The organism is Arthrobacter sp. NicSoilC5 (assembly GCF_019977395.1).
Taxonomy (GTDB): Bacteria; Actinomycetota; Actinomycetes; order Actinomycetales; family Micrococcaceae; genus Arthrobacter.
The window spans coordinates 3,877,213-3,902,454 of the sequence record NZ_AP024660.1; the positions used below are offsets into that span (position 1 = coordinate 3,877,213).

At 66.2% G+C, this 25,242-nt stretch carries 23 protein-coding genes; 21 read left to right on the forward strand and 2 right to left on the reverse strand.

All coding sequences use genetic code 11. The annotated features are described in order from the left end of the window. Positions 1 to 46 precede the first annotated feature (46 nt). From pcrA to LDO22_RS18220, 15 genes are all read left to right on the forward strand, one after another. On the forward strand, positions 47 to 2,599 hold the full coding sequence (gene pcrA / locus LDO22_RS18150) for a DNA helicase PcrA (RefSeq protein WP_224025083.1): 2,553 nt from the start codon (positions 47 to 49) through the stop codon (positions 2,597 to 2,599). Between the two features lie 21 nt (positions 2,600 to 2,620). Continuing rightward, positions 2,621 to 3,328, forward strand: a complete 708-nt coding sequence (locus LDO22_RS18155; protein WP_224025084.1) for a hypothetical protein — start codon at positions 2,621 to 2,623, stop codon at positions 3,326 to 3,328. Positions 3,329 to 3,552: 224 nt separating this feature from the next. Beyond that, complete coding sequence (gene sucC / locus LDO22_RS18160) at positions 3,553 to 4,722, forward strand: ADP-forming succinate--CoA ligase subunit beta (protein WP_159632837.1); 1,170 nt, start codon at positions 3,553 to 3,555, stop codon at positions 4,720 to 4,722. Between the two features lie 11 nt (positions 4,723 to 4,733). Further along, positions 4,734 to 5,636, forward strand: coding sequence for a succinate--CoA ligase subunit alpha (gene sucD, locus LDO22_RS18165; protein ID WP_104996906.1), 903 nt, complete (start codon positions 4,734 to 4,736; stop codon positions 5,634 to 5,636). Positions 5,637 to 5,815: 179 nt separating this feature from the next. Continuing rightward, positions 5,816 to 6,547, forward strand: a complete 732-nt coding sequence (locus LDO22_RS18170) for a FadR/GntR family transcriptional regulator (protein WP_224025085.1) — start codon at positions 5,816 to 5,818, stop codon at positions 6,545 to 6,547. A 225-nt stretch (positions 6,548 to 6,772) separates the two neighbouring features. Next, on the forward strand, positions 6,773 to 8,122 hold the full coding sequence (locus tag LDO22_RS18175) for an MFS transporter (RefSeq protein ID WP_224025086.1): 1,350 nt from the start codon (positions 6,773 to 6,775) through the stop codon (positions 8,120 to 8,122). Positions 8,123 to 8,131: 9 nt separating this feature from the next. Further along, the gene (locus tag LDO22_RS18180; RefSeq protein WP_224025087.1) at positions 8,132 to 8,908 is read left to right on the forward strand and encodes an SDR family NAD(P)-dependent oxidoreductase; all 777 of its coding nucleotides are present in this window, start codon (positions 8,132 to 8,134) and stop codon (positions 8,906 to 8,908) included. A 119-nt stretch (positions 8,909 to 9,027) separates the two neighbouring features. After that, positions 9,028 to 9,717, forward strand: coding sequence for a GntR family transcriptional regulator (locus LDO22_RS18185; RefSeq protein ID WP_224025088.1), 690 nt, complete (start codon positions 9,028 to 9,030; stop codon positions 9,715 to 9,717). A gap of 130 nt (positions 9,718 to 9,847) precedes the next feature. Next, positions 9,848 to 10,846 carry a sugar phosphate isomerase/epimerase family protein gene (locus LDO22_RS18190; protein ID WP_224025089.1) on the forward strand — a complete coding sequence of 333 codons (999 nt, stop codon included), beginning with the start codon at positions 9,848 to 9,850 and terminating at the stop codon, positions 10,844 to 10,846. A gap of 43 nt (positions 10,847 to 10,889) precedes the next feature. Next, positions 10,890 to 12,611, forward strand: a complete 1,722-nt coding sequence (locus tag LDO22_RS18195) for a dihydroxyacetone kinase family protein (RefSeq protein WP_224025090.1) — start codon at positions 10,890 to 10,892, stop codon at positions 12,609 to 12,611. Between the two features lie 12 nt (positions 12,612 to 12,623). Continuing rightward, positions 12,624 to 13,118: a ribose-5-phosphate isomerase gene (locus LDO22_RS18200; protein WP_224025091.1), complete on the forward strand. Its 495-nt coding sequence runs from the start codon at positions 12,624 to 12,626 to the stop codon at positions 13,116 to 13,118. Beyond that, positions 13,115 to 14,068 (forward strand): 3-hydroxyacyl-CoA dehydrogenase family protein, encoded by a 954-nt coding sequence (locus tag LDO22_RS18205; protein WP_159632829.1) that lies wholly within the window; start codon positions 13,115 to 13,117, stop codon positions 14,066 to 14,068. The genes LDO22_RS18200 and LDO22_RS18205 overlap by 4 nt, the downstream gene beginning before the upstream one ends. Before the next feature lie 31 nt (positions 14,069 to 14,099). Further along, positions 14,100 to 14,867 (forward strand): SDR family oxidoreductase, encoded by a 768-nt coding sequence (locus LDO22_RS18210; protein WP_224025092.1) that lies wholly within the window; start codon positions 14,100 to 14,102, stop codon positions 14,865 to 14,867. Positions 14,868 to 14,950: 83 nt separating this feature from the next. After that, positions 14,951 to 16,297 carry an MFS transporter gene (locus LDO22_RS18215; protein ID WP_159632827.1) on the forward strand — a complete coding sequence of 449 codons (1,347 nt, stop codon included), beginning with the start codon at positions 14,951 to 14,953 and terminating at the stop codon, positions 16,295 to 16,297. A 28-nt stretch (positions 16,298 to 16,325) separates the two neighbouring features. Further along, entirely contained in the window at positions 16,326 to 17,144 is an 819-nt protein-coding gene (locus tag LDO22_RS18220) for a triose-phosphate isomerase family protein (RefSeq protein ID WP_224025093.1), read from the forward strand. Here the strand turns inward: LDO22_RS18220 and LDO22_RS18225 are convergent. Together LDO22_RS18225 and LDO22_RS18230 are read right to left on the reverse strand one after the other, a co-directional pair. Continuing rightward, the gene (locus LDO22_RS18225) at positions 17,102 to 17,584 is read right to left on the reverse strand and encodes an SRPBCC family protein (protein ID WP_159632825.1); all 483 of its coding nucleotides are present in this window, start codon (positions 17,582 to 17,584) and stop codon (positions 17,102 to 17,104) included. The two genes, LDO22_RS18220 and LDO22_RS18225, sit on opposite strands and share 43 nt — an antisense overlap. Beyond that, positions 17,581 to 17,943, reverse strand: a complete 363-nt coding sequence (locus LDO22_RS18230) for a metalloregulator ArsR/SmtB family transcription factor (protein WP_224027279.1) — start codon at positions 17,941 to 17,943, stop codon at positions 17,581 to 17,583. Before LDO22_RS18230 ends, LDO22_RS18225 begins: the two co-directional genes overlap by 4 nt. Positions 17,944 to 18,092: 149 nt before the next feature. On the opposite strand from LDO22_RS18230, the gene LDO22_RS18235 reads away from it, so the two are divergent. The 6 genes from LDO22_RS18235 to LDO22_RS18260 all read left to right on the forward strand — a co-directional run bounded on the left by LDO22_RS18235 (position 18,093) and on the right by LDO22_RS18260 (position 25,223). Beyond that, entirely contained in the window at positions 18,093 to 18,497 is a 405-nt protein-coding gene (locus LDO22_RS18235; protein ID WP_224025094.1) for a tautomerase family protein, read from the forward strand. Positions 18,498 to 18,686: 189 nt separating this feature from the next. After that, positions 18,687 to 19,703 (forward strand): 5-dehydro-2-deoxygluconokinase, encoded by a 1,017-nt coding sequence (gene iolC / locus LDO22_RS18240; RefSeq protein ID WP_224025096.1) that lies wholly within the window; start codon positions 18,687 to 18,689, stop codon positions 19,701 to 19,703. Next, positions 19,700 to 20,638: a deoxyribose-phosphate aldolase gene (locus tag LDO22_RS18245; RefSeq protein WP_224025098.1), complete on the forward strand. Its 939-nt coding sequence runs from the start codon at positions 19,700 to 19,702 to the stop codon at positions 20,636 to 20,638. The genes iolC and LDO22_RS18245 overlap by 4 nt, the downstream gene beginning before the upstream one ends. A 2-nt stretch (positions 20,639 to 20,640) precedes the next feature. Further along, positions 20,641 to 22,626 carry a 3D-(3,5/4)-trihydroxycyclohexane-1,2-dione acylhydrolase (decyclizing) gene (gene iolD, locus LDO22_RS18250; protein WP_224025099.1) on the forward strand — a complete coding sequence of 662 codons (1,986 nt, stop codon included), beginning with the start codon at positions 20,641 to 20,643 and terminating at the stop codon, positions 22,624 to 22,626. A gap of 32 nt (positions 22,627 to 22,658) precedes the next feature. Next, entirely contained in the window at positions 22,659 to 24,173 is a 1,515-nt protein-coding gene (locus LDO22_RS18255; RefSeq protein WP_224025101.1) for a CoA-acylating methylmalonate-semialdehyde dehydrogenase, read from the forward strand. A 138-nt stretch (positions 24,174 to 24,311) separates the two neighbouring features. Beyond that, positions 24,312 to 25,223, forward strand: a complete 912-nt coding sequence (locus LDO22_RS18260) for a sugar phosphate isomerase/epimerase (RefSeq protein ID WP_159632819.1) — start codon at positions 24,312 to 24,314, stop codon at positions 25,221 to 25,223. The last annotated feature ends 19 nt before the right edge of the window (positions 25,224 to 25,242 follow it).

Here is a 25,242-nt window from a genome sequence, read left to right on the forward strand (position 1 = left end):
AGGCTGGAAGGCGTTGTCGGTCCCACCGCCTAGACTTGTAGGCACCATGGATATGTTGTTTGACCCGTACTCTGACGGACCGTTCAAGGCCGCTCCCGCCTCCACCGCCCGTACAAGGACGGAGCCTGAGGGCGTTGCCACCACGGCAGGGCCGGGCGGAATCCCGGAGCCAAACGCCGGCGGCCACAACACCTCCGGGGGCTGGCAACAGTCCAACCACGACGCCGGCACCCGGCACCACGGTGACGGTCACCAAGGCAGTCGCCGCCCCGGCGCCGCCCAGCTGCTGGAGGGACTGAACCCGCAGCAGGAGGAAGCGGTCAAGCACGGCGGATCGGCGCTGCTGATCGTCGCCGGCGCCGGATCCGGCAAGACGCGCGTGCTCAGTAACCGGATCGCGTACCTCATTGCCACCGGCCGTGCCCACCACGGCGAAATCCTGGCCATCACGTTCACCAACAAGGCGGCCGCGGAAATGCGGGAGCGCATCGAGGCGCTGGTGGGTGGCCGCGCCAAAATCATGTGGATCTCCACGTTCCACTCGTCCTGCGTCCGGATCCTGCGGCAGGAAGCGGCCAACGTCGGCCTGAAATCCAACTTCTCCATCTATGACTCCGCCGACTCCCTCCGCCTGGTCACCCAGGTTTCAAAAACCCTTGACCTGGACCCCAAGAAGTTCGCGCCAAAAGCCATCCAGCACAAGATTTCGGCGTTGAAGAACGAACTGATCGACGCCGAATCCTTTGCTTCGGCAGCCAACTACAACGACCCCTTCGAACATGCGGTGGCAGACGTCTACAAGGGCTACACGCAGCGGCTCCGCCAGGCCAACGCCATGGACTTCGACGACCTCATCGCGGAGACCGTCTACATGTTCCGCGCCTTTCCGGCGCTGGCGGAGTCCTACCGCCGCCGGTTCCGCCACGTCCTGGTGGACGAATACCAGGACACCAACCACGCCCAGTACGCCCTGGTCCGGGAGATCGTGGGGGAGGGCCCCGGTGCCTCGGAGCTCACCGTTGTTGGCGACTCGGACCAGTCCATCTATGCCTTCCGCGGCGCGGACATCCGGAACATCGTGGAGTTCGAAAAGGACTACCCGGAGGCCCGCACCATCAAGCTGGAGCAGAACTACCGTTCCACCCAGAACATCCTGAGTGCCGCCAACTCGGTCATCTCCCGCAACCCCAACCGGCCGGAGAAGCGGCTGTGGACCGCTGAGGGCGAAGGCCACAAAATCATCGGCTACGTCGGCGAAAACGAACACGACGAAGCGCAGTTCATCGCGAAGGAGATCGACCGGCTCCAGGACGAGGAGAACCTCCGCCCGGGCGACGTCGCCATCTTCTACCGCACCAACGCCCAGTCCCGTTCCATCGAGGACGTGCTGGTGCGCGTGGGCCTGCCGTACAAGGTGGTGGGCGGCACCCGCTTCTACGAGCGCAAGGAAATCAAGGACGCCCTGGCCTACCTGCGCGTCCTGGTGAACCCGGACGACGACGTCAACCTCCGCCGGGTGCTCAACGAACCCAAGCGCGGCATCGGCGACCGAGCCGAAGGCGCCGTGGCGGCCCTCGCCAGCCGCGAACGCACCTCCTTCATGGCGGCCGCCCGCCGCGCCGACCAGGCGCCCGGCATGGCCACCCGTTCGGTCAACGCCGTCCTGGGCTTCGTGAAAATGCTGGACGACCTCGCCGAGGTGGCTGCCGGGTCCGGGGCTGCCGCGGCACTCGAAGCAGTGCTCGAGCAAACCGGCTACCTTGCCGCGCTGCGGTCCAGCACCGATCCGCAGGACGAGTCCCGCGTGGAGAACCTGGCCGAGCTCGTGGCCGTGGTGCGCGAGTACGAACAGGAAAATCCCGAGGGCAGCCTCGGCGCATTCCTGGAACAGGTGTCCCTCGTGGCAGACGCCGACCAGATCCCGGATGCCCCCGGCGCGGACATTGACGCCGCCGTCGCCGAGGCCAAACGGCTGGGCGTGGTAACGCTGATGACCCTGCACACCGCCAAGGGACTGGAGTTCCCGGTGGTATTCCTCACCGGCATGGAGCACGGGCTCTTCCCGCACCAACGCTCCGCCACCGACCCCAAGGAACTGGCTGAGGAACGCCGGCTGGCCTACGTGGGCCTCACCCGCGCCCGGAAGCGGCTGTACGTGACCCGGTCCGAGGTACGCAGCATGTGGGGCCAGAGCCAATACAACCCGGCCAGCCAATTCCTCGAGGAAATCCCCGCGGAGCTCCTCGAATGGAAACGGGAAGGAACCAGCCGGCAGTCGTGGGCCGGCGGCGGTTCAATCGGCTCGGGCCGGTACAGCGGATCGTTCTGGGGCGCCGGTACCGCCCGCGGAGCCGCAGCAGATTCTTCCGCCGGCTTCAATGCCGACGTTCCGGCGTTCATCGCCAAGAACCGGGTGCAGCCGCAGAAGGAAATCATCGCCGTCAGCGTGGGGGACAAGGTCAACCACACCAGCTTCGGCAACGGAACGGTCCTGGCCCTCGAAGGCGCAGGAGACAAGACCGTGGCCAAGGTGAAGTTCGACGTCGGTGAAAAGCGCCTGCTGCTGCGCTACGCCCCGCTCACCAAACTCGACGCCTAGGAACGCCCGCGGACGGGCATAATGGAGGCCATGCGACGGACTGTATGGGGGATGCTCGCCGCCCTTTTCCTTATCACCGCCACGGGCTGCACGGTGACCACCAAGGACCCGGCCTACGTTCCGCCGGCTCCGCTGCAACCCATGGAACAGCTGGAAAAGGCCCCGCTCGCCGATGCGAAGACGTTCTCCAGCGGTGCAGATGTCCTCTCTTTCATCACCGCCGACCGGACCATCGCGTGCTCGCTCACGTCCGCCCGCGGGGAACACCTCAACTTGCCCTACGAGCAGAACCGCTACAGCGACGCCGGCAACAACAAGCTGCCCATCGTCCCGGTGGCCCACTGCGAGCTCGCCTCCTACCCGGCGCCCGAGCCAGGCGATATCAAGGACGACTGCGCCGGGACCCATCTTGGCTACCTGGGCGGAGTGGCCCTCCTGTCGCCGGACACCGCCCGCTACGGTGAATGCCGCTCCGGCGTCACATCCATGGAAGGAACCTACGGGCCCAAGGGGAGCAAGGCGGGAACGCTGACCCAGCTGCCCGTGCTTGCGGATGGGCAGAACCTGGAACGCAACGGGCTGCGCTGCTCCGCGTACAACGGCGGCGTGGCATGCGGAAACGTCTCCGCCGGCGTCGGGTTCTTCGTTTCGCCCAAACGTTACGAGCTGATTCAGGGGCCGTCCAAAAGCGGCCAGCCGCCGCAGCAGGAGGGCCAAAAAACCCCGTAATTCCGCGGTTTTTCTACGCCCCATAGAATAGTGTGCTTACTCACATAAGGGGTAGTCTGGGACGGCCCGGTCCCTCCAAAGGACTAGAGTTCCCCATGGAGCATTACGCCGCGTGGCTCGTTTCCAGACAGGCCGCCGGTGCGTGCAATCCGCAGCCCGGTCATCGTCGTACAGATGGTGTCCGACTGTACAGAAACTACTTCGACGTAGAAGGACACTAAACCGTGGACCTGTTTGAATACCAGGCGCGCGATATGTTCGAGGCGCACGGTGTACCCGTGCTTGCCGGCATCGTGGCGTACACCCCAGAAGAAGCAAAGGCAGCTGCCGAGAAGATCGGCGGCGTGACCGTTGTCAAGGCACAGGTCAAAGTAGGCGGCCGTGGCAAGGCCGGCGGCGTCAAGGTCGCAAAGTCCGCTGATGAGGCGTTTGAGCACGCCACCAACATCCTGGGCATGGACATCAAGGGCCACACCGTCAAAAAGGTGATGATTGCCCAGGGTGCGGACATCGCCGAGGAGTTCTACTTCTCCGTCCTGCTGGACCGCGCCAACCGCAACTACCTGGCCATGTGCTCGGTTGAAGGCGGCATGGAGATCGAGCAGCTCGCCGTCGAACGTCCCGAAGCGCTGGCCAAGATCGCCATCGATCCCGCCGTGGGCATCGACCAGGCCAAGGCCGACGAAATCGTCGCCGCCGCAGGCTTCGCCGAGGAACTGCGCGGCAAGGTCGCCGCCGTAATCCTCAAGCTCTGGGATGTCTTCAAGAAGGAAGACGCCACCCTGGTGGAGGTCAACCCGCTGGTCAAGACCGGCGCCGGCGACATTGTGGCCCTGGACGGCAAGGTCTCCCTGGACGAGAACGCCGACTTCCGCCACGCCAAGCACGCGCAGCTCGAGGACAAGGACGCTGCAGACCCGCTTGAGGCCAAGGCAAAGGCGCAGGACCTCAACTACGTCAAGCTCGACGGCGAAGTAGGCATCATCGGCAACGGTGCAGGCCTGGTCATGTCCACCCTGGACGTCGTCGCCTACGCCGGTGAAAACCACGGCAACGTCAAGCCCGCCAACTTCCTGGACATCGGCGGCGGCGCCTCGGCCGAGGTCATGGCCGCCGGCCTGGACGTCATCCTGGGTGACGAGCAGGTCAAGTCCGTGTTCGTCAACGTCTTCGGCGGCATCACCGCATGCGACGCCGTCGCCAAGGGCATCGTCGGCGCACTGGCCGAACTGGGCCACACCGCCAACAAGCCGCTGGTAGTCCGCCTCGACGGCAACAACGTCGAGGAAGGCCGCCGCATCCTCAACGAGGCCAACCACCCGCTGGTTACCCTGGCCGCCACCATGGACGAGGGCGCCGACAAGGCCGCCGAGCTCGCCAACGCAGCGAAGTAAAGGGACGCACCATGTCTATCTATCTGAACAAAGACTCCAAGGTCATCGTCCAGGGCATCACCGGCGGCGAAGGCACCAAGCACACCGCCCTGATGCTCAAGGCCGGCACCAACATCGTTGGCGGCGTCAACGCCCGCAAGGCCGGCACCACGGTCCTGCACGGTGAGAAGGAAATCAACGTCTACGGCACCGTCAAGGAAGCCATGGCTGAAACCGGCGCCGACGTCTCCATCGTCTTCGTGCCGCCGGCATTCACCAAGAACGCCGTTGTCGAAGCCATCGAGGCCGGCATCGGCCTGGTCGTGGTCATCACCGAGGGCGTTCCCGTCCAGGACTCCGCCGAATTCTGGGCCCTGGCCCAGTCCAAGGTGGACGCCGACGGCAACCAGGTCACCCGCATCATCGGCCCGAACTGCCCCGGCATCATCACCCCCGGCGAAGCACTGGTTGGCATCACCCCAGCCAACATCACCGGCAAGGGCCCCATCGGCCTGGTTTCCAAGTCCGGCACGCTGACCTACCAGATGATGTACGAACTGCGCGACCTGGGCTTCTCCACCGCCATCGGCATCGGCGGCGACCCCATCATCGGCACCACGCACATCGACGCCCTGGCCGCGTTCGAGGCTGACCCCGAGACCAAGGCCATCGTCATGATCGGCGAGATCGGCGGCGACGCCGAAGAGCGCGCAGCCGACTTCATCAAGGCCAACGTCACCAAGCCGGTCGTCGGCTACGTTGCCGGCTTCACCGCCCCCGAAGGCAAGACCATGGGCCACGCAGGCGCCATCGTCTCCGGCTCCGCCGGTACCGCCCAGGCCAAGAAGGAAGCCCTCGAGGCTGCCGGCGTGAAGGTCGGCAAGACGCCGTCCGAGACCGCCAAGCTGCTCCGCGAGGTCTACGCCGCCCTCTAGGCAGCACGTCACGACGCGGGGCCACCCCCGGTCCGTTTCCAGTCATGGGACGGACCTTCGGGTGGCCCCGCGTTCGCGCTTTAACGGATGACGACGGCGGGCGGCGCCTGCCCAACCCGGTCGAGTAATGTTGGGACAGGAAAAACGGGCGCCCCGGGCGCGCAGGCAGGGGATTGACGATGGCAGAAAAGCGACCCACCCTGGTCGACGCCGTCGTGGACAAGGTCCTTGAGCACATCATCAGCGGTCAAATACAGGCCGACGACGCCCTGCCGCCGGAGGCCGACATCGCCAAGGAATCGGGTGTCAGCAGGCTGACGGCCCGGGAAGCCATGAAGGTGCTCAAAGCGCAGGACGTTGTCTACGTAAAGCGCGGCCGGGGCACTTTCGTCAACCCGCCCGAGCGCTGGACCGGGCTGGACGCCATCATGCGTGCAGCCTCAAGGGGAGTGGCCTCGGACCAGGTGGCGCTCCGCCTGCTGGAGGTCCGCCGCATGGTGGAGACCGGGGCCGCCGAACTCGCTGCCTCCCGCCACCGCCCGGTTGACCTCGCCGCGCTGCAGGACAGCGTGGAGCAAATGGAGGCCGCACACCTGGCCGGAGACGTCGATGCACTGACCGTGGCCGATATCGCCTTCCATGACACCGTGCTGCGTGCATCCGGCAACCCATTCGTACCCGCCCTGCTGGGACAGCTCTCCACGCTGCTGTACGCCATGCGCCGGGAAACCTCGGCCTTCCCGGACGTGCAGCGCCACGCGATCCACCACCACAAGATGGTCCTGGCGGCCATCGCGGCGGGCGATCCCGCCACGGCGCGGTCCACCATGGATGCCCACATCACCCAGACCTTTGAGGACTACGAGCAGTTCCTTGCCATGTCCAGCCGCAGCGGAACCACCGGCCGCTAGAGGCTCGCCCGCCAGGAACCCCGCCCGGCAGGCCCGGGACCCGGTGGCCTGCCTCCCTGTCCGCGTGCACGGCGATTATGTTGACGCCCACAACCACCTGTGATTAGAATCTCAGTCAGACATCAGACATCTGATATCACCCCCCAAAATGCCGCCAGCCAAAGGAGTCTTCATGCGCGCGCATTCCCCTTTTGAGGGTCCCCACACCACTCCTGGAGGCCTGCGATGACCTCCCGCACCACTGCCCCCGCACTCAGCCAGCTGGGCGAGACCACCCTCCGCAAGGTGCGCCGCCGGCTGATGCCCCTGATCGTCCTGCTGTACTTCATCGCCTACCTCGACCGGAACAATGTCGGCTTTGCCAAGCTCGGCATGCAGGGCGACATCGGCCTGACCGAAGCCGCGTACGGCCTCGGCGCCGGCATCTTCTTCCTTGGCTACGCCTTGCTTGAGATCCCCAGCAACGGCGGCATGTACCGGTATGGTGCCCGCAAATGGATCGCCCGCATCCTGATCAGCTGGGGCATCTTCGCCACCGCCATGTTCCTGGTGAACGGCGAAGCCACGTTCTACGTCATCCGTTTCCTCCTCGGCGCGGCAGAGGCCGGATTCTTCCCGGCGATCCTTTTCTACCTGACACTCTGGTTCCCGGCAGCGCAGCGCGTAACCGTGCTGGGCATCTTCATCCTCGCCCAGCCCATCTCGAATGCCCTGGGCGCACCGGTATCGGGCATGCTCCTGAACCTGGAAGGCGTCGCAGGCCTGCACGGCTGGCAGTGGCTCTACATCCTCGAGGGCATCCCGGCCATCATCCTAGGCATCATCACGCCGTTCGTCATGACGGACCGCCCTGAACACGCCAAGTGGCTCAAGCCCGAAGAGCGTGAATGGCTCTCCACCACCATGGCCGCTGAACTGGCCCACAAGCAAAAGTCCGGAAACCACAACTTCCTGGCCGGCCTGAAGGACCCCCGCACCATTGCCTACTCGGCGCTGTACTTCGGCCTGGTGTGCGGCATTTACGGCCTGGGACTCTGGCTGCCCACCATCGTCAAGGCGCTGGGCAAGTTTGACTCAACGCAGGTGGGGTTCATTGTCTTCATCCCGTACGCCATCGCAGCGGTGTTCGTCTACTTCTGGAGCAAGCGGTCCGACCGTACAGGCAACCGCGTGTGGCATGCCAGCGTCAGCATGGTGCTTGCCGCCGTCGGCCTCCTGGGCGCCGGCTTCCTGCTCCCCGTCAATGCCGTGCTCGCCATGGTCTTCCTGACCCTGGCAGCCATGGGCATCTACTCCGCGATTGCGCCCTTCCTGGCCATGCCGTCCGCCGCGCTCACCGGCGCCGCGGCAGCAGCCGGGCTGGCCATGGTCAACTCGCTCGGCAACCTGGGCGGCTTCGTGGCCCCCTACATCGTCGGCATCCTCAAGGACGCGACCGGAAACAGCCAGACGGGCCTGGTGTTCCTGGCCGCCTGCCTCGCCGTGACCGCCGTCGCCACTTACCTTTACGCACGCAAGCGGCCTGAAGGTGTCTCCGCGCCCGGAGCCACTGTTCCTGCCGCCGATACCCACTAGGAAACAGCAATGACTACAGAGCACGCATTCCCCGCAGAACGTACCGCGGTCCTGACCGGGGCGGCATCCGCCCGGGGCATTGGCCGCGCAACCGCAGACCGGCTGGCCAGCCAGGGCTGGTCCATCGCCATCCTGGACATCAACGCCGAAGACGCCCAGGCGGCAGCGGCGGAAATTGGCTCCAGCCGTGCCGTCAAGGCCATTGGCGTGGGCGCCGACGTCTCGGATGAGGCGTCGGTGGACCGTGCCATCACGGAAATCGAGCAGTCCCTCCCGCCCATCGTGGGACTGGTCAACCTGGCCGGAATCAGTTCCCCCACTCCCTTCATGGAAACCACCGTGGAGGAATGGGACAAGGTCTTCGCGATCAACATGCGTGGCACCTTCGTGGTGTCCCAGCGCGTGCTCAAGGGAATGATTGAGCGGGAGCTGGGACGGATCGTCAGCATCTCCTCCATCTCCGCCCAGCGTGGCGGTGGAACCTACTCCAAGGTTGCCTACAGTGCCTCCAAGGCCGGCATCCTCGGGTTCACCCGCGCCCTGGCACGTGAAGTCGGTGAGCACAACATCACGGTGAACGCCATCGCACCGGGCCCGATCGACACGGACATCATGGGCGGAACGCTGAGCGATGAGCGCAAGGCCCAGATGTCCGAGGGGATCATGATGGGCCGGGTGGGAACCCGGGAGGAAGTGGCTGCCCTGATCGGGTTCCTCCTCAGCGAGGATGCCGGCTACATCACGGCCGCGACCTATGACATCAATGGCGGCCTGCAGGTTTCCTGACGCCCCTGCTTTCCCGGCGCTCCCGGAGCACGGTGCCGCACGGCCAGCGGCCGCACGGTACCGTGCCCGGGGCGCGTCATCCGCAACGTCCCGCCCTGCAGCGGCTATAGGATTTCTACATGGCAACCAAGAACCAGGCCACCGGCGGGGTGAGCAGGCAGGTCCTCGCGGACCACGTCTATGAGGCGCTTTTGGTTGCCCTCATGGACGGCCGGCTGGAAGCAGGCACCCCGGTCAGTATCGACGGGATGGCCAGGGAACTGGACGTCTCACCAACGCCCGTGCGGGAGGCGCTTGCCCGGCTGGAAGCCACCGGCATGGTTCGAAGGATGGCCCTGCGCGGCTACCGGGTAGCCCCGCTGTTCTCTCCGGAAGAGCTGGCGGACCTGATGGACGCCCGGCTGGTGATCGAACCGGCGAACGCCTTCATGGCCTGCAAGCACGCAGACCAGGAGCTGACCGGGCAGCTCCAGCAGGCCATCGAGGACCTCAAGGCCGCGCCTCGCGGCCCGTCGTTCGCCGAGTTCCGCGCGTACTGGGAAGCGGATGAACGGTTCCACCGGCTCATCGCCGAATCGGCGGACAACCAGTTCCTGCTGTCCGCATACAGCGCACTGGGTGGCCAAGTGCAGCGTTTCCGCTTTTTTGGCGGCCTGGGCGTAACGGACGCGGACTACGCCATCGCGGAACATACCGAGATCCTCAAGGCCTTTGAAGCCGGCGACGCCGAACTCGCCCGGCAAAAAATGATCGACCACATCGAGGGCGTCAAGCAGCGCTCGCAGCACGACAGCGAAGTGCGCAGCTAGCAGCACGCCCAGGGGCCGGCAGGCCCCCTCATCCCCGACTCCACCCCGGGGAGTCCACCAACGAACCCTTGACAGGATCCATAAGCAACGTAGATCCTATAGGAAATGCGATTCATGATCTGGAGTGACAATGCCGTACACCGCTGAAAACTGGCCCATCGCCGCCGCCCTGCTGCAGTTCCCCGGAACCAGGCAGGACGGAACCACCGTCCAAGATGCCCCCGCCAGCGACTGGCAGCAGGTCTTCGAGGAAGTGGCCGACGCCGGTTTCACCAACGCCGACCTCACCGACAGCTGGGTCCGCCCCGGCGATCTCTCCAGCGCCCGGCTGGACGAACTGAAGGCCGCCGCCACGGCCGCCGGCCTCGGACTTCCCTCCATCTCCGCCATCCGCCGCAGCGTGATCGAGGAAGGCAACTGGGAAGACAACCTGGCCTACACCCACCGCACCCTCGAAGCCGCAGCACAGCTTGGCTGCGAGGTTGTCTCGATCGGGCTCCACCAGGCCATCACCCCCGAGCAGCGGAAGCAGCTGTGGTTCTGGACCGTCGAGGGCCACAAGGACCCGGTGGGTGACAAGGAAAGCTGGAACAACGCCGTCACCCGCATCCGCGAAGTGGGCAAGCACGCCGCGGAACTTGGCCTCCTGGTATCCCTGGAAATGTATGAGGACACCTACCTGGGCACCGGCGATTCCTCCGTGCAGCTGGTCCAGGACATCGACCTGCCCAACGTGGGGCTGAACCCGGACCTGGGCAACCTGATCCGGCTGCACCGCCCCATCGAGGACTGGCGTGAACTGGTGCACAAGACCCTGCCGTACTCCAACTACTGGCACGTCAAGAACTACATCCGCGATGAAAACCAAGCCCGGAACCAGTACGTCGCCATGCCGGCCCCCATGGAATCAGGCCTCATCAGCTACCGCGAGGCCTTCCAGTTCGCCATCTCCGTCGGCTTCCAGGGCGTCATCTGCACGGAACACTACGGTGGCGACGGCCTGAGCGTCACCGCCGCCAACCAGGACTACCTGCGCCGCCAGGTCCTCCCCAAGCGCGACGGCTACGCCCTGGGCACCAGCCTGGTGGCCCAGGGCCGGCAAACTCCGGCGGCAGTCCCCGCACGCTAGCCGGCAGGCATCCCAACCGAGACAACCGGTTCAACGAGGAATCATGACAAAGATATTTGACGATCCAGCGCAGTTCGCAGACGACGCCCTCGACGGCTTCGTGGCCGCCAACCGACAGTATGTTGCGCGCGTTGACGGCGGCGTTGTCCGCTCCACCGAATCACCCGCCGGCCAGGTGGCACTGGTCATCGGCGGGGGCTCCGGCCACTACCCGGCCTTCGCCGGCCTGGTGGGTGCCGGGCTGGCGGCAGGAAGCGCCTGCGGCAACATGTTTGCATCCCCCTCAGCGGGGCAGGTGTACCGCGTGGCCAAGGCATCCCAGGCCGGCGGGGGAGTCCTGCTCAGCTACGGAAACTACGCCGGCGACGTCCTCCACTTCGGCCAGGCCCAGGACAAACTGAACGCCGAAGGCATCGAAACCCGGACCGTCCTGGTCACCGATGACATCGCCAGCGCTCCACTGGAGGAAATCGCCAAGCGCCGCGGCATCGCCGGGGACCTGACAGTCTTCAAAGTGGCCGGCGCGGCAGCGGAAGCCGGCCTGGACCTGGACGAGGTGGAGCGCCTCGCCATCAAGGCCAACCACCACACCCGCTCGCTCGGCGTTGCCTTTGCCGGCTGCACCCTGCCCGGAGCAGCCGAACCTCTGTTCACCGTGCCCGACGGCATGATGTCCGTGGGGCTCGGCATCCACGGTGAACCCGGCATCTCCGAGCAGCCCCTGCCCACCGCCAGCGAACTTGCCCGGCTCCTGGTGGACGGGCTGCTCAAGGACAAGCCGGACGCCGCGGGCACCAGGGTGGTGCCGATCCTGAACGGCCTGGGAACGGTCAAGTACGACGAACTCTTCCTGCTGTTCGGCAAGATCGAGGCGCTGCTGACCGGGGCCGGACTAGAGATCGTGGAACCGGAGTGCGGCGAACTGGTAACCAGCCTGGACATGTCCGGACTGTCCCTGACGCTGTTCTGGCTGGACGCGGAACTGGAGAAATTCTGGGCCGCGCCGGCTGACACCCCTGCCTTCCGCAAAGGCAACCTGGCCCCGCGCCGTGCCCGTTCGCTGGAGGCCCTGGAAGACGCCGAAGCGACTCCGGCGCTGGCTGCCACGGCAGCCTCCACCGCCCTGGCGGCCACCGCGGTGGGCGCGCTGAAGGAAGCCCGGTCCGTCGTCGTCGAACATGAGGACGCGCTTGGGAAACTGGACGCCATCGCCGGGGACGGCGACCACGGCATCGGCATGCGCCGCGGCGTTGATGCCGCCGTCGCTGCCGCCGAGAAGTCCCACGCGGCCGGCGCGGGACTCGAGGAACTCCTCACCGCAGCGGGGGAGCAGTGGGCCGAACGCGCCGGCGGCACCTCCGGGGCCCTCTGGGGCGCTGCCGTCACCGCCGTCGGCAGGACCCTTGGCAGCAAGGACTCCTACACGGCGGCGGACGCGGCCGCCGCCGTCAACGCCCTCCGCGACGCCATCATCACCCTGGGCAAGGCCGCAGCCGGGGACAAGACCATGGTGGACGCGCTGCTTCCGTTCGCCGAGACGTTCAACCGGGCAATCGACGACGGCGGCAGCCTGGCCGGGAGCCTCCGTGCGGCAGCGGAGGCGGCAGCAAAAGCCGCTGACGAGACCGCCGGGCTCAGCCCGAAGAAGGGCCGCGCCCGCCCCCTGGCCGAAAAAAGCCTGGGCCACCCCGACCCCGGTGCTGTGTCCTTCGGCCTCATCGCCCGCAGGGTGGCCGATTACGCCGCCACCATCGAAAGCCACTAAAGGAGAACCCTTATGACTGAGCAATCCCAGCCAGGCTGGCGCATCGTCGTCGGCAATGACGAAGCCGGCGTCGAATACAAGAACGCCCTGCGCGAACTGCTGGAGGCGGACCCCCGCGTCGCCTCGGTGGAGGACGTGGGAGTCGGCGCCGACGACACCACCGCCTACCCACACCTGGCCGTCGCCGCCGCCCGCAAAGTGGCCGCCGGCGAAGCGGACCGCGCCCTCCTGATCTGCGGAACCGGCCTGGGGGTCGCCATCTCCGCCAACAAGGTACCGGGCATCCGGGCCGTCACCGCGCACGACAGCTACTCCGTGGAACGCTCCGTGCTGTCCAACAACGCCCAGGTCCTGACCATGGGCCAGCGCGTCATCGGCCTGGAACTGGCCAAGAAGCTGGTGGGCGAGTGGCTCAACTACCGCTTCGATGAAAACTCCGCATCCGCGGCCAAAGTAGACGCCATCTGCTCCTATGAGGGCGCGTCGGAAGGACTTGAAACCACATGAGCACCCGTAACATCGCCGTCGTCGGCTCCGGCTACATGGGCGGCGGAATCGCCCAGGTCCTGGCACTTGCCGGAGCCCGCGTGGCCCTGGCGGACGTCTCCGCCGAAATCGCCCAAAGCAACTACGAGCGGCTGCTGAAGGAATCTGACGAGTTTGTGGCAGCAGGGCTCTTCCCGGCCAACGCCACGGACCTGCTCAAGGAAAACCTCTGGGCAGCCAAGGACATCGAAGAAGCCGTAGCGGACGCCGAATACATCGAGGAGGCCGTGCCTGAAGTCCTCGAAATCAAGCACGCCACCCTGGGCCGAATCAGCGCCGCCGCCCGGCCGGACGCCATCATCGGCTCCAACACCTCCACCATCTCCATCGCCAAGCTCGCCGAAGTGGTGGACAACCCGGAGCGCTTCCTGGGCGTCCACTTCTCCAACCCGGCACCCTTCATCCCCGGCGTGGAAGTCATCCCGCACGAGGGGACCTCCGAGGCAACCGTCCAGGCCGCCCGCACCATCGTGGGGGAGACCGGCAAGGAAACCGCCACCGTCAAGGACGTCACCGGCTTCGTGCTGAACCGGCTCCAGTACGCCCTCTTCCACGAAGCCGCGCAGGTGGTGGAGGAAGGCATCGCCACCGCCGAGGACGTGGACACCCTGGTCCGCACCACCTTCGGCTTCCGCCTGCCGTTCTTCGGCCCCTTCGCCATCGCCGACATGGCAGGCCTGGACGTGTACGCCTTCTGCTACAAGTCACTGCAGACCGGCTTCCCGGAGCGGTTCGCCACCCCGCAGATCCTCCAGGAAAAGGTCGACGCCGGCCAGCTGGGCACCAAGACCGGCTCCGGCTTCCTTGATGTCCCGGCAGAGCGCACCGCCGCCCTGGTTGCCTACCGGAACAAGGCCTACGTCGCCATGCAAAAGCTCATCGAGGACCTGGGCCCGGCCCCGCTGTCCTAGCCCTGCTTTCCTCAACCAGAAGGAACATTCCATGACAGTTTTCCCCGCAGAGCGCACGGCGATCGTCACCGGCGCAGTCTCTGAACGCGGCATCGGGCGCGCCACCGCGGACTACCTCGCCGAGCGCGGCTGGAACATCGGCGTGATCGACCTCGACGACGCCGCCAGCAAGGACCTGGCCAGGGAACTGGCCGAAAAGCACGGCGTCAAAGCCCACGGCGCCGGCGCCAACATCGGCGACGAAGCCTCGGTGCGTGCCGCCATCGACGAGATCGAAGCTGAGCTTCCCCAACTGGTGGCACTGGCAAACATCGCGGGCGTCAGCTCCCCGGTTCCCTACCTGGAGCTGGACAGCGCCGAATGGGACCGCGTCGTGAACATCAACATGAACGGCGTCCACTACGCCACCCGCCGCGCGGCCGAATCGATGGCCAGGAACCGGGTGGGACGGATCGTCAACATCTCCTCCGTCTCCGCGCAGCGCGGCGGCGGAACCTTCAGCAAGACTCCGTACTCCGTGGCGAAGGCCGGCGTCATCGGCCTGACCCGCGCCACCGCCCGCGAACTGGGCGAGTACGACATCACGGTCAATGCCATCTCACCCGGTCCGATCGACACCGACATCATGGGCGGCACCCTCAGCGAGGAACGCAAGGATGAACTCGTGAAGGACCTGGTGGTGAACCGGGTAGGCACCACCCGCGACATCGCGGCGGCCATTTCCTTCCTCATCGGTGAGGACGCCGGCTACATCTCCGGCCAGACGCTGAACGTCGACGGCGGCCTGTACATGCACTGACGGCATCCGCCCCGGATGCCACAAGCCCCGCAGGCCGCCGGCCTGCGGGGAACCACCAACGTCACCACTCGAAGGAGAGTGTTGTGTCAGAAACCACCGCAACATCCAAGGAACTCCTGGCCCGTCCGGTCCTGAAGTCCGCGATTTCCAAGGCGGCCCGCCGGCTCATGCCGATGCTGGTCATCCTCTACGTCGTTTCGTTCCTGGACCGCACCAACGTCGGCTTCGCCGAGGCGGCACTGGGCGCGGACAAGGGGGTGTCCGCCGCGGCCTTCGCCCTGGGCGCCGGTATCTTCTTCATTGGCTACGCCATCTTCGAGATCCCCAGCAACCTGCTGCTCAAGAAGGTCGGTGCCAAGATCTGGCTGGCGCGCATCGCCATCACCTGGGGCATCGTCTCCGCGTGCTTCGCGTTCGTGCAGGGCGAGACCTCGTTCGTGATCCTGCGTTTCCTCCTGGGCGTCACCGAGGCCGGGCTGTTCCCCGGCGTCATCATGTACCTCGCCGAATGGTTCCCCAACAAGGTGCGCGTCCAGATGTTCGCCATCTTCTACCTGGCCCAGCCGTTCTCCCAGATGATCGGCAACCCGCTGTCCGGCTGGCTGATCAACATTGGCGACCAGGTGCCGGGCCTGCGCGGCTGGCAGGTCATGTTCTTCGTCGAAGGCATGCTCGCCGTCCTGGCAGGCATTGCGGCGTTCTTCTTCCTGATCAACGGACCGGAGAAGGCCAAGTTCCTCAGCCGCGAGGAAAAGTACGCGCTGAAGGAGGTCATGGCACTTGAGGACAACATCAAGGACGAGCACGGCCCCCGCGGCATCCTCGCCGCCATGCGCAACGGCCGCGTCTGGTACTTCACGGTCATCTACTTCTGCCTGCAGATCGCCGTCTACGGTGTGACGTTCTTCCTGCCGCAGCAGGTGTCCTCCCTGACCGGGCAGAAGGTGGGACTCGCCGTCGGCCTCCTCATCGCCGTCCCGTGGTTCTTCGGCATCTTTGCCTGCTACTTCATCGGCAAGGCGGCCAACACCGTGGCCAAGCGACGCAAATTCGGCACCATCCTGTTCATCTCCACCGGCCTGTGCATCTTCGGCTCGGCCTGGGCGGGAACCAACCACCAGCCGGTCCTGGGCATGATCTTCATAACCCTGGCAGTCTGCAGCTTCCTGGCCGTCGGCCCCGTGGTGTGGTCCTATCCCACCGCGTTCCTCGCCGGTTCCGCTGCCGCGGCAGGCATTGGGCTGATCAACTCGCTGGGCAACCTGGGCGGCTTCGTGGCACCCATCCTGCGGACCGCAGTCAACGAAGCCACGCAATCACCAACGGGGTCCATGGGCGTCTATGCCCTGGGTGTCCTGCCGTTCGTGGCGGCAGCGATGATGTTCGCCACCAGGCGGTTCAAGAACAAGGCCGACGACCTGCTCGACTGAGCACACCACCACCCACGCAAGGAAAACGATGAGCACCTCCGGCAGCAGCACAGGCAAGGGCCCCCGCTACATCGGTGTCAGCACCAAGATGTACCTGGGCTACCAGGCAAGCCTGCGCTGGCTGTCGGAGGTGCGTTCCATCGTCGATGACAGGCCCGGACTGGGCATGGAATCCGCCAAGGAGTCCCCGGTCCGGGTCTTCGCCATCCCGTCCTTCCCTGTCCTGGAGCCCGCCGCGCGGATCCTGGCAGGTTCGCCCGTGCTCCTCGGCGCCCAGAACTGCGCCTGGGGCGACGGGCCGCTGACCGGTGAAGTCAGCCCCGGCATGCTGGCCGAACTCGGCGTCTCACTCGTCGAGATCGGCCATGCCGAACGCCGCCGGCTCTTTGGCGAGGACGACGCCGTGGTGGCACGCAAGGTGCGTGCCGCCGTCGGCCATTCCCTCACTCCGCTGCTCTGCATCGGCGAGCCGGACAGGCTCGACGCCGGAGCTGCCGCCGCCTTTTGCGTGCAGCAGGTCCGCGCCGCCACGGACGGCGACCCGGCCCTGCTGAACCGCCTGGTCCTGGCCTACGAACCGGTCTGGGCCATCGGTGCGCAGGAGCCCGCCCCACCGCGTCACGTCAACGCCGTCCTGGCGCAGATCCGCGCAGCCCTTGGCCCTGCCTGCCCGCTGATCTACGGCGGCAGCGCCGGGCCCGGGCTGCTTCCCCGGCTGCCGGCCGCGGACGGACTCTTCCTGGGCCGCTTCGCCCACGATGCCGCCAACCTTGGCCGCGTGCTGGACGAAGCCCTCCTCCTGCGTCAGACCGACGCGCCCGCCAACAGTTCGTCCAGCCGCTCATAGCCTTCGGACATGCCGCCCTCCATGCCTGAGTGCAGCATGCCGTCCCGCGCCTCCATGCTCTGGTACATGGCGTGGCCCCGCAGCCTGCACCGGCCGCCGTCGAGCTCCTCAAATGTCATGGACTCCAGGCTGACCGAGTCCGGATAGCCGCCGAACTCGAAGGTCTGCAGGGCGAACTCGTTCTCGCGCACCGTGTGGAAGATGCCACGGAACTCGTACGGCACCCCCTCCGGACCCGTGTGAATGTACCGGTAGCTCCCGCCGGTACGGAAGTCGTAGTGGTCCATTTCCATCTTCATGCCCCGCGGACCCAGCCATTGGGCCACCAGTTCCGGGTCCTTGTGAGCCCGGAACACGTCCGCCACCGGAAAGTCGAACTCCCGCTCGAAGTCGATGTAGGGGAGTCCCTCGGGTGCCGTGATCTTCAGTTGGTTGGTCATTTCCTGTCCTTTGCCTTAGGCGCCGTTTGCCCGGCGCTGGATTCAAGCACCGCATCGAGGCTGCGGAACTGCCCTTCCCGGACCAGCCTGTACTGGTCGATCCAGGCAGTGAGCGCCTCCAGCCGTGCGGGGTTCAGGTGGACGGGCCTGCGCTGGGCGTCCCTGCTGCGGGTGACCAGATTCGCCTGCTCGAGTACCTGGATGTGCTTCGAGACTGCCTGCTTGGAAATCTCGAACGGCTCGGCCAGCTCGTTAACGGTGGCCGGGCCCCGGCTTAGCCGGGCAATGATGCGTCGACGAACGGGGTCGGCCAGGGCAAGGAAAGCAACGTCCAAAGCCGCGTCGTCATCCGCCACCATTCCCGCCTTTCTTCTAATCAACATAGAGATTTATCAACCTTTTGATTGATTAAGACTACGCCCGCTCCGTTTACCTGCGCAAGGGGATCTTGCGGTGTCAAAATTAAGTTTGTTAGTATGTCAGTACAAACTATTAGAGGAGAAGCTTCATGCCACTGGTTCGCATTGACGTCAACGAAGGCCGCACTGCCGATGAGCTGCAGCAGCTGAGCCGCGGCATCCACGATGCCATCCTTGCGGAGTACGGCATCCCGGAGCGGGACTACTTCCACATCCTCACCGAACACCCGCAGGGCCAGATCTTCGCCCAGGACGCCGGCCTCGGCTTCGAGCGCACCGGGGGAGTGGTGATGATCCAGATCTTCACCCAGGGCGGCCGGTCCCAGGAGGCAAAGCAGCGGCTCTTTGCCGCGGTGGCTGAAAAGCTTGCAGCAGCGGGGGTCGCCGGCGAGGACGTCTTCATTGGCTATGTCGAAAACACTGCCGGCGACTGGTCCTTCGGGTTTGGCCGTGCCCAGTACATGACCGGCGAGTTGGCCGTTCCCCGGAAGTAGTGCTGGCGTGCCCATCCGTGGCGGGATGGCACGTTTAAACGCTTGTTGTAAGTATGTCAGTACAAACCTTTGACAGGACATTCGATCTAGGGCAAAGTAGTTCCTGTGGCCCACGCCACGGCCTGCCAGTCCCGGAACTCCTGCTCCTCAAAGGATCCGAGTTCCACACCAGAAAGGTCCACGATTCCCGTGACCCACGAGCTTCTTACGATCGGGCGCATCAGCGTTGATATTTACCCGAACGACATCGGGGTTGGCCTGGAGGACGTCAACTCCTTCGGCAAATACCTTGGCGGTTCGCCGTCCAACGTCGCCGTTGCCGCTGCCCGGCACGGCCGCCGGACCGGCGTCATCACCCGCACCGGGGACGATGCGTTCGGCACCTACCTCCACCGGGAACTGCACAAGTTCAACGTCGACGACACATTCGTTACGCCGGTCGCCGGCCTGCAGACACCGGTGACATTTTGCGCGATCAAGCCCGCCACGGACGAGTTCCCGCTGTACTTCTACGGCCGTTTCCCCACCGCTCCGGACCTGCAGATCAAGGCTGAAGAACTGGACCTGGAGGCCATCCGCGGGGCCGGTATCTTCTGGTCCACCGTGACCGGCCTGTGCCAGGAGCCTTCCCGGTCCGCGCACATCGCCGCGCACCAGGCCCGTCCCCGCACCGAACTGGCCGAAGGGCAGTTCACTGTCCTGGACCTGGACTACCGTCCCATGTTCTGGGCGTCCGAAGAGGAAGCCCGCGCAGAGGTGGCCAGGGTCCTCCCGCACGTCACCGTCGCCATCGGCAATGACAAGGAATGCGCCGTCGCCGTAGGGGAGGGAACCCCTGACGAGCAGGCGGACCGGCTGCTGGCCGCCGGCGTGGAAATCGCCGTCGTCAAGCTTGGTGCTGAAGGCGTGATGGCCAAGACGCGCACCGAGCGCGTGGTCTCCGCCCCCGTCCCGGTTGAAACCTTTAACGGCCTCGGCGCCGGCGATTCCTTCGGCGGCGCGTTCTGCCACGGACTGCTGTCCGGCTGGCCGCTGCAACAGGTACTGGACTACGCCAACGCCGCCGGCGCCATTGTGGCCTCCCGCCTGTCCTGCGCCGATGCGATGCCGACGCCGGACGAGGTCACCTCGCTGCTGGCCGAACGCGGACGTACCGTGCCGGGTACGGTCTCCGGCGCTTCCATTCCCGAAGGAGCAGCACTGTGACCCTCACACCCCTCGCCTCGAACCACGCCGTGGATGATGATCCCCGCCGCTATGAGCACCTGAGCACCATCCGCCTCGAAGACCCGGACGCCGTGGCCCGTGCCGCGAAGGCACGCCGCCGCCACCCCGGTGTTAAGGCCGGCCGCCAGAACTTCATCGTCGCCGCCGACCACCCCGCCCGCGGCGCCCTGGCTGTCGGCAGCGATCCGGTGGCCATGGCGGACCGCCGGCAGCTGCTGGACCGGCTGCAGATCGCCCTGGCCAACCCGGCCGTGGACGGTGTCCTGGCCTCCCCGGACATCATGGACGACCTGCTGCTGCTGGGCGCCCTGGACGGGAAGCTGGTGTTCGGATCGATGAACCGCGGCGGGCTGTCCGGCCTGGTCAACGAGTTCGATGACCGCTTCACCGGCCACACCGCCGCCGCTTTGGCGGCCCTGGGTGCGGACGGCGGCAAGATGCTGACCCGTATCTGCCTGGGCGACCCGGACACCGTGGTGACCCTGGAAGCGACCGCCAAGGCCATCGACTCGCTGGCGGAGCGGAGGCTGATCGCCATGGTGGAGCCGTTCCTGTCGGTCCGCGAGAACGGCCGGGTCCGCAACGATCTCTCGCCCAACGCCGTCATCAAGTCCATCGCCATCGCCGAGGGCCTGGGATCCACCAGCGCCTACACCTGGATGAAGCTTCCCGTGGTGGCGGAGATGGAACGCGTCATGGCCGCCACCACCATGCCCACGGTCCTGCTGGGCGGTGACCCGGACGGGTCCCAGGACGAGGTCTTCGCCACCTGGGGTGCCGCGCTGGCCCTCCCCGGTGTCCAGGGCCTGACGGTCGGCCGGACGCTGCTCTACCCCGCGGACGGGGACGTCGCCGGCGCCGTTGCCGCGGCAGCCTCGCTCCTGCACCACACCACAGAACTTCCGGAGAACTAGCCATGGGCACACCAACAGGAACGCGCAGAATGACGGTGGCGCAGGCCGTCGTCGAATACCTTTCCCGGCAGTACACCGTGGACACGGTGGGCGGCGTTGACTACCGTGAGCGGCTCATCCCGGGCACGTTCGGGATCTTCGGGCACGGCAACGTGGCCGGCGTGGGCCAGGCGCTGAAGCAGTACCAGCAGCTGGACCCGGCACTGATGCCGTACTACCAGGGCCGCAACGAGCAGGCCCAGGTCCACCAGGCCGTGGGCTACGCCCGGCACACCCGCCGCCGCCAGACCTACGCCATCAGCACCTCCATCGGCCCGGGTTCCTCCAACCTGCTCACCGGTGCCGCGCTGGCCACCACCAACCGGCTCCCGGTGCTGCTGCTGCCGTCGGACACGTTCGCCACCCGCGCCGCGGACCCTGTCCTGCAACAGCTCGAGCAGCCGTACGCCTACGACATCACGGTCAATGACGCGTTCCGGCCGCTGTCCAAGTTCTTCGACCGGGTGAACCGGCCGGAGCAGCTGTTCTCGGCGTTCCACCACGGCCTGCGCGTCCTCACGGACCCGGCCGAGACCGGCGCGGTGACCATTTCCCTGCCGCAGGACGTCCAGGCCGAGGCCTTCGACGTCCCGGCCGAGTTCCTGGCCGAGCGTGAGTGGCGGATCCGCCGCCCCGACGCCGACGACGAGGACATCGCCCGCGCCGCCGCAGCCATCCGGGCCGCGAAGCGCCCGCTCATCATCGCCGGCGGCGGCGTCCTCTACGCCTACGCCAACGACGAACTGGCGAAGTTCGCCGAACTGACCGGGATCCCGGTGGGCAACACCCAGGCAGGCGTCGGCGTCCTGCCGTGGGACCACCAGTTCTCCCTCGGTGCCATTGGCTCCACCGGCACGACGGCGGCCAACGCCATCGCTGCCGAGGCGGACCTGATCATCGGCATCGGCACCCGCTACGAGGACTTCACCACCGCGTCCCGGACCGCGTTCCAGAACCCGGACGTGCGCTTCGTGAACATCAACGTCGCACCCATCGACGCGTACAAGCACGGCACCACGCTGCCGATCGTCGCCGACGCCCGCAAGGCCCTGGTCAAGCTCAACGCCGCCCTGGGCGGCTACCGGGTCGGGGCGGACCTGGAACAAAAGGTCGCCGCGGAGAAGAAGCGCTGGAACGCCACGGTGGACGAAGCCTTCGACACCCGCTACACTCCGCTGCCGGCACAGAACGAGATCATCGGCGCCACCAACCGGGCCATGGACGCCCGCGACGTGGTCATCTGCGCCGCCGGGTCCCTGCCCGGGGACCTCCACAAAATGTGGCGCGTGCGGGACCCGTTCGGCTACCACGTCGAGTACGCCTACTCCTGCATGGGCTACGAGATCCCCGGCGGCCTGGGCGTTAAGCGCGCGGCCATCGCCGAAGCGGCCGGCACGACGGCGGCAGGCGGCGTTGGTGGGGAAGCGGCCCCAGTGCGGGACGTCGTCGTGATGGTGGGGGACGGCTCCTACCTGATGATGCACACCGAACTGGTCACCGCCGTCGCCGAACGCATCAAGCTGATCGTGGTCCTGATCCAGAACCACGGCTACGCCTCCATCGGGTCTCTGTCCGAATCCCTCGGGTCCCAGCGGTTCGGCACCCAGTACCGGGCGCTGAACGAGGAACAGCACAGCTTCGACGAGGGCGAGACCCTGCCGGTGGACCTGGCCCTGAACGCCGAGTCCCTGGGCGTGAAGGTCATCCGGATCGAACCGGGGGAAAAGGTCATCGCCGAACTCGAACAGGCCATCCGGGATGCGAAGGCCGCCCCCGAGAACAGTGGCCCGATCCTGATCCACGTCGAATCCGACCCCCTCCTGGACGCACCGTCCTCCGAATCCTGGTGGGACGTGCCTGTCTCCCAGGTCTCCGAACTGGACTCCACCAAACAGGCCTTCCAGACCTACGTCGACCACAAGTCACGCCAGCGCAAACTGCTCGGCTAACCACGCTTTTTCACTACTCAAGGAAGAGTCCCATGACTGCCACCACCACCGAAACAATGGTCATCAACCACTTCATCAACGGCGCCGAGACCGCCGGCGAAGGCGACCGCACCACGAACGTGTACAACCCGGCCACCGGCGCCGTGACCGGCGAACTGCGTCTGGCCAACCGCGCCGACCTGGACACCGCCGTCGCCGCCGCCCGCAAGGCCGCCGACACCTGGGGTGACATTTCCCTGGCTAAGCGCACCGCGGTGCTGTTCAAGTTCCGCGAACTCGTCGCCGCCCACGTGGACGAGCTCGCCCAGCTGGTCACCGCCGAGCACGGCAAGGTCCTCTCCGACGCCAAGGGCGAGATCGGCCGCGGCTTGGAAGTGGTCGAGTACGCCTGCGGCATCCCCACCCTGCTCAAGGGCGACTACTCGGACCAGGTCTCCACCGGCATCGACGTCTTCTCCTTCCGCGAACCCCTCGGCGTCGTCGCCGGGATCACGCCGTTCAACTTCCCCGTGATGGTGCCGCTGTGGATGGCCCCGATGGCCATCGCCACCGGCAACGCCTTCATCCTCAAGCCCTCCGAACGCGACCCCTCCGCCTCGCTGCTGCTGGCCAAGCTGTGGAAGGAAGCCGGGCTGCCGGACGGTGTGTTCCAGGTCCTGCACGGCGACAAGGAAACCGTTGACGGGCTGCTGACCCACCCGGACGTGGACGGCATTAGTTTTGTTGGGTCCACCCCGATCGCGCAGTACGTTCACGAAACCGCCACCAAGCATGGCAAGCGCGTCCAGGCCCTGGGCGGTGCGAAGAACCACGCGATCATCCTGCCCGACGCCGACCTGGACAACGCCGCCGACCACCTCGCGGCCGCCGCGTTCGGCTCCGCCGGGGAACGCTGCATGGCCATCTCCGTCGCGGTCGCCGTCGGAGACGCCGCCGATGCCCTGGTCGCCAAGGTCCAGGAACGCGCCGAAGCCGTCAAGGTCAACAACGGCACCGAACCCGGCGCCGAAATGGGCCCGGTCATCACCCCCGCCTCCAAGGAACGCATCGTCAAGATCGTCACCGAAGCTGAAACCGCGGGCGCCGCCATGGTGGTGGACGGCCGCGACCTGGTGGTCCCCGGCCACGAAAACGGCTTCTGGGTTGGCCCCACCGTCCTGGACCACGTCAAAACCGAAATGACCGCCTACAAAGAGGAAATCTTCGGACCCGTCCTCGTAGTGGTCCGCGTCGACACCCTCGAGGACGGCATCACGCTGATCAACGCCAACCCCTACGGCAACGGCACCGCCATCTTCACCTCCTCCGGCGCCGCCGCCCGTAAGTTCCAGCGCAGCGTCACCGTGGGCATGATCGGCATCAACGTTCCCTTGCCGGTGCCGGTGGCCTACCACTCCTTCGGCGGCTGGAAGGCCTCCCTCTTCGGCGATAAGCACATCTACGGACCCGAAGGCGTCAGCTTCTACACCCGCGGCAAGGTAGTCACTTCCCGCTGGCCCGAAACCCACCACGCCTCCGGCGCCTCCTACAACTTCCCCTCCAACTAGTCCCCACCGCCGCCCTCGCCTCGCAAGCTCGGCCAGGGAACCCTGGCGGCGTGGGCCCTACCCGTCGATTGCTCCGTAATTGTCGTTTTGAGCGTCCAAAACGACAATTACGGAGCAGCCGATGCAAAGGAAAAGACAATGACTGAGAACAAGCTGATCATCGGCACGGCGCCGGACTCCTGGGGCGTCTGGTTCGCGGACGACCCCAAGCAGACCCCGTGGGAACGCTTCCTCGACGAGGTGGCCGAGTCCGGCTACAAGTGGATCGAACTGGGCCCGTACGGCTACCTGCCCACCGACCCCACCCGCCTGGCGGAAGAACTGAAACAGCGCGACCTGCAGATCTCCGCCGGCACCGTCTTCACCGCCTTCCACCGCGGCCTGGACCAGTGGGAAACCGCCTGGGAACCGGCCCGCAAGGTCGCCGAACTCACCGCGGCCATGGGCGGCGGCCACATCGTGGTCATCCCGGCCATGTGGCGGGACGACGTCACCGGCGAAGCCGTGGAAAGCGGCACGCTGAGTGAAAAGGCCTGGGACGACCTGTTCGCCGGCCACAACCGCCTGGGCAAGACCCTCCTGGAAGACTTCGGCCTGAAGCAGCAGTTCCACTCCCACGCCGACTCCCACGTTGGCGCGCAGACGGATATCGAAACGCTGCTGGCCGCCACCGATCCCCAGTACCTGAACCTCTGCCTGGACACCGGCCACGCCGAGTACTGCGGCGCCTCCAGCCTGGAACTGATCAAGAACTACCCGGACCGGATCGGCTACCTGCACCTGAAGCAGATCAACCCGGACATCCTCAGGAAGGTCAACGAGGAGAACATGACCTGGGCAGCTGCCAACCTGGCCGGCGTCATGACCGAACCGCCCAACGGCCTGCCGGACCTGCGCGCGGTCATCGAAGCCGTGGAAGCGCTCAACCGGCCCATCTTCGGCATCGTGGAACAGGACATGTACCCCGTGGCCTTCGACGTACCGATGCCCATCGCCAAGCGCACCCGCAACTACCTGCTGTCCTGCGGTTCCCGCACCGCCGTCAGCTAACCCGCCCCACAGACACCAC

Bases quoted from the DNA above. Each gene is read 5' to 3' on its own strand.
- pcrA (WP_224025083.1), top strand. From the start codon at position 47: ATGGATATGTTGTTTGACCCGTACTCTGACGGACCGTTCAAGGCCGCT.
- LDO22_RS18155 (WP_224025084.1), top strand. From the start codon at position 2,621: ATGGAGGCCATGCGACGGACTGTATGGGGGATGCTCGCCGCCCTTTTC.
- sucD (WP_104996906.1), top strand. From the start codon at position 4,734: ATGTCTATCTATCTGAACAAAGACTCCAAGGTCATCGTCCAGGGCATC.
- LDO22_RS18170 (WP_224025085.1), top strand. From the start codon at position 5,816: ATGGCAGAAAAGCGACCCACCCTGGTCGACGCCGTCGTGGACAAGGTC.
- LDO22_RS18175 (WP_224025086.1), top strand. From the start codon at position 6,773: ATGACCTCCCGCACCACTGCCCCCGCACTCAGCCAGCTGGGCGAGACC.
- LDO22_RS18180 (WP_224025087.1), top strand. From the start codon at position 8,132: ATGACTACAGAGCACGCATTCCCCGCAGAACGTACCGCGGTCCTGACC.
- LDO22_RS18185 (WP_224025088.1), top strand. From the start codon at position 9,028: ATGGCAACCAAGAACCAGGCCACCGGCGGGGTGAGCAGGCAGGTCCTC.
- LDO22_RS18190 (WP_224025089.1), top strand. From the start codon at position 9,848: ATGCCGTACACCGCTGAAAACTGGCCCATCGCCGCCGCCCTGCTGCAG.
- LDO22_RS18195 (WP_224025090.1), top strand. From the start codon at position 10,890: ATGACAAAGATATTTGACGATCCAGCGCAGTTCGCAGACGACGCCCTC.
- LDO22_RS18200 (WP_224025091.1), top strand. From the start codon at position 12,624: ATGACTGAGCAATCCCAGCCAGGCTGGCGCATCGTCGTCGGCAATGAC.
- LDO22_RS18205 (WP_159632829.1), top strand. From the start codon at position 13,115: ATGAGCACCCGTAACATCGCCGTCGTCGGCTCCGGCTACATGGGCGGC.
- LDO22_RS18210 (WP_224025092.1), top strand. From the start codon at position 14,100: ATGACAGTTTTCCCCGCAGAGCGCACGGCGATCGTCACCGGCGCAGTC.
- LDO22_RS18220 (WP_224025093.1), top strand. From the start codon at position 16,326: ATGAGCACCTCCGGCAGCAGCACAGGCAAGGGCCCCCGCTACATCGGT.
- LDO22_RS18225 (WP_159632825.1), bottom strand. From the start codon at position 17,584: ATGACCAACCAACTGAAGATCACGGCACCCGAGGGACTCCCCTACATC.
- LDO22_RS18230 (WP_224027279.1), bottom strand. From the start codon at position 17,943: ATGGTGGCGGATGACGACGCGGCTTTGGACGTTGCTTTCCTTGCCCTG.
- LDO22_RS18235 (WP_224025094.1), top strand. From the start codon at position 18,093: ATGCCACTGGTTCGCATTGACGTCAACGAAGGCCGCACTGCCGATGAG.
- iolD (WP_224025099.1), top strand. From the start codon at position 20,641: ATGGGCACACCAACAGGAACGCGCAGAATGACGGTGGCGCAGGCCGTC.
- LDO22_RS18255 (WP_224025101.1), top strand. From the start codon at position 22,659: ATGACTGCCACCACCACCGAAACAATGGTCATCAACCACTTCATCAAC.
- LDO22_RS18260 (WP_159632819.1), top strand. From the start codon at position 24,312: ATGACTGAGAACAAGCTGATCATCGGCACGGCGCCGGACTCCTGGGGC.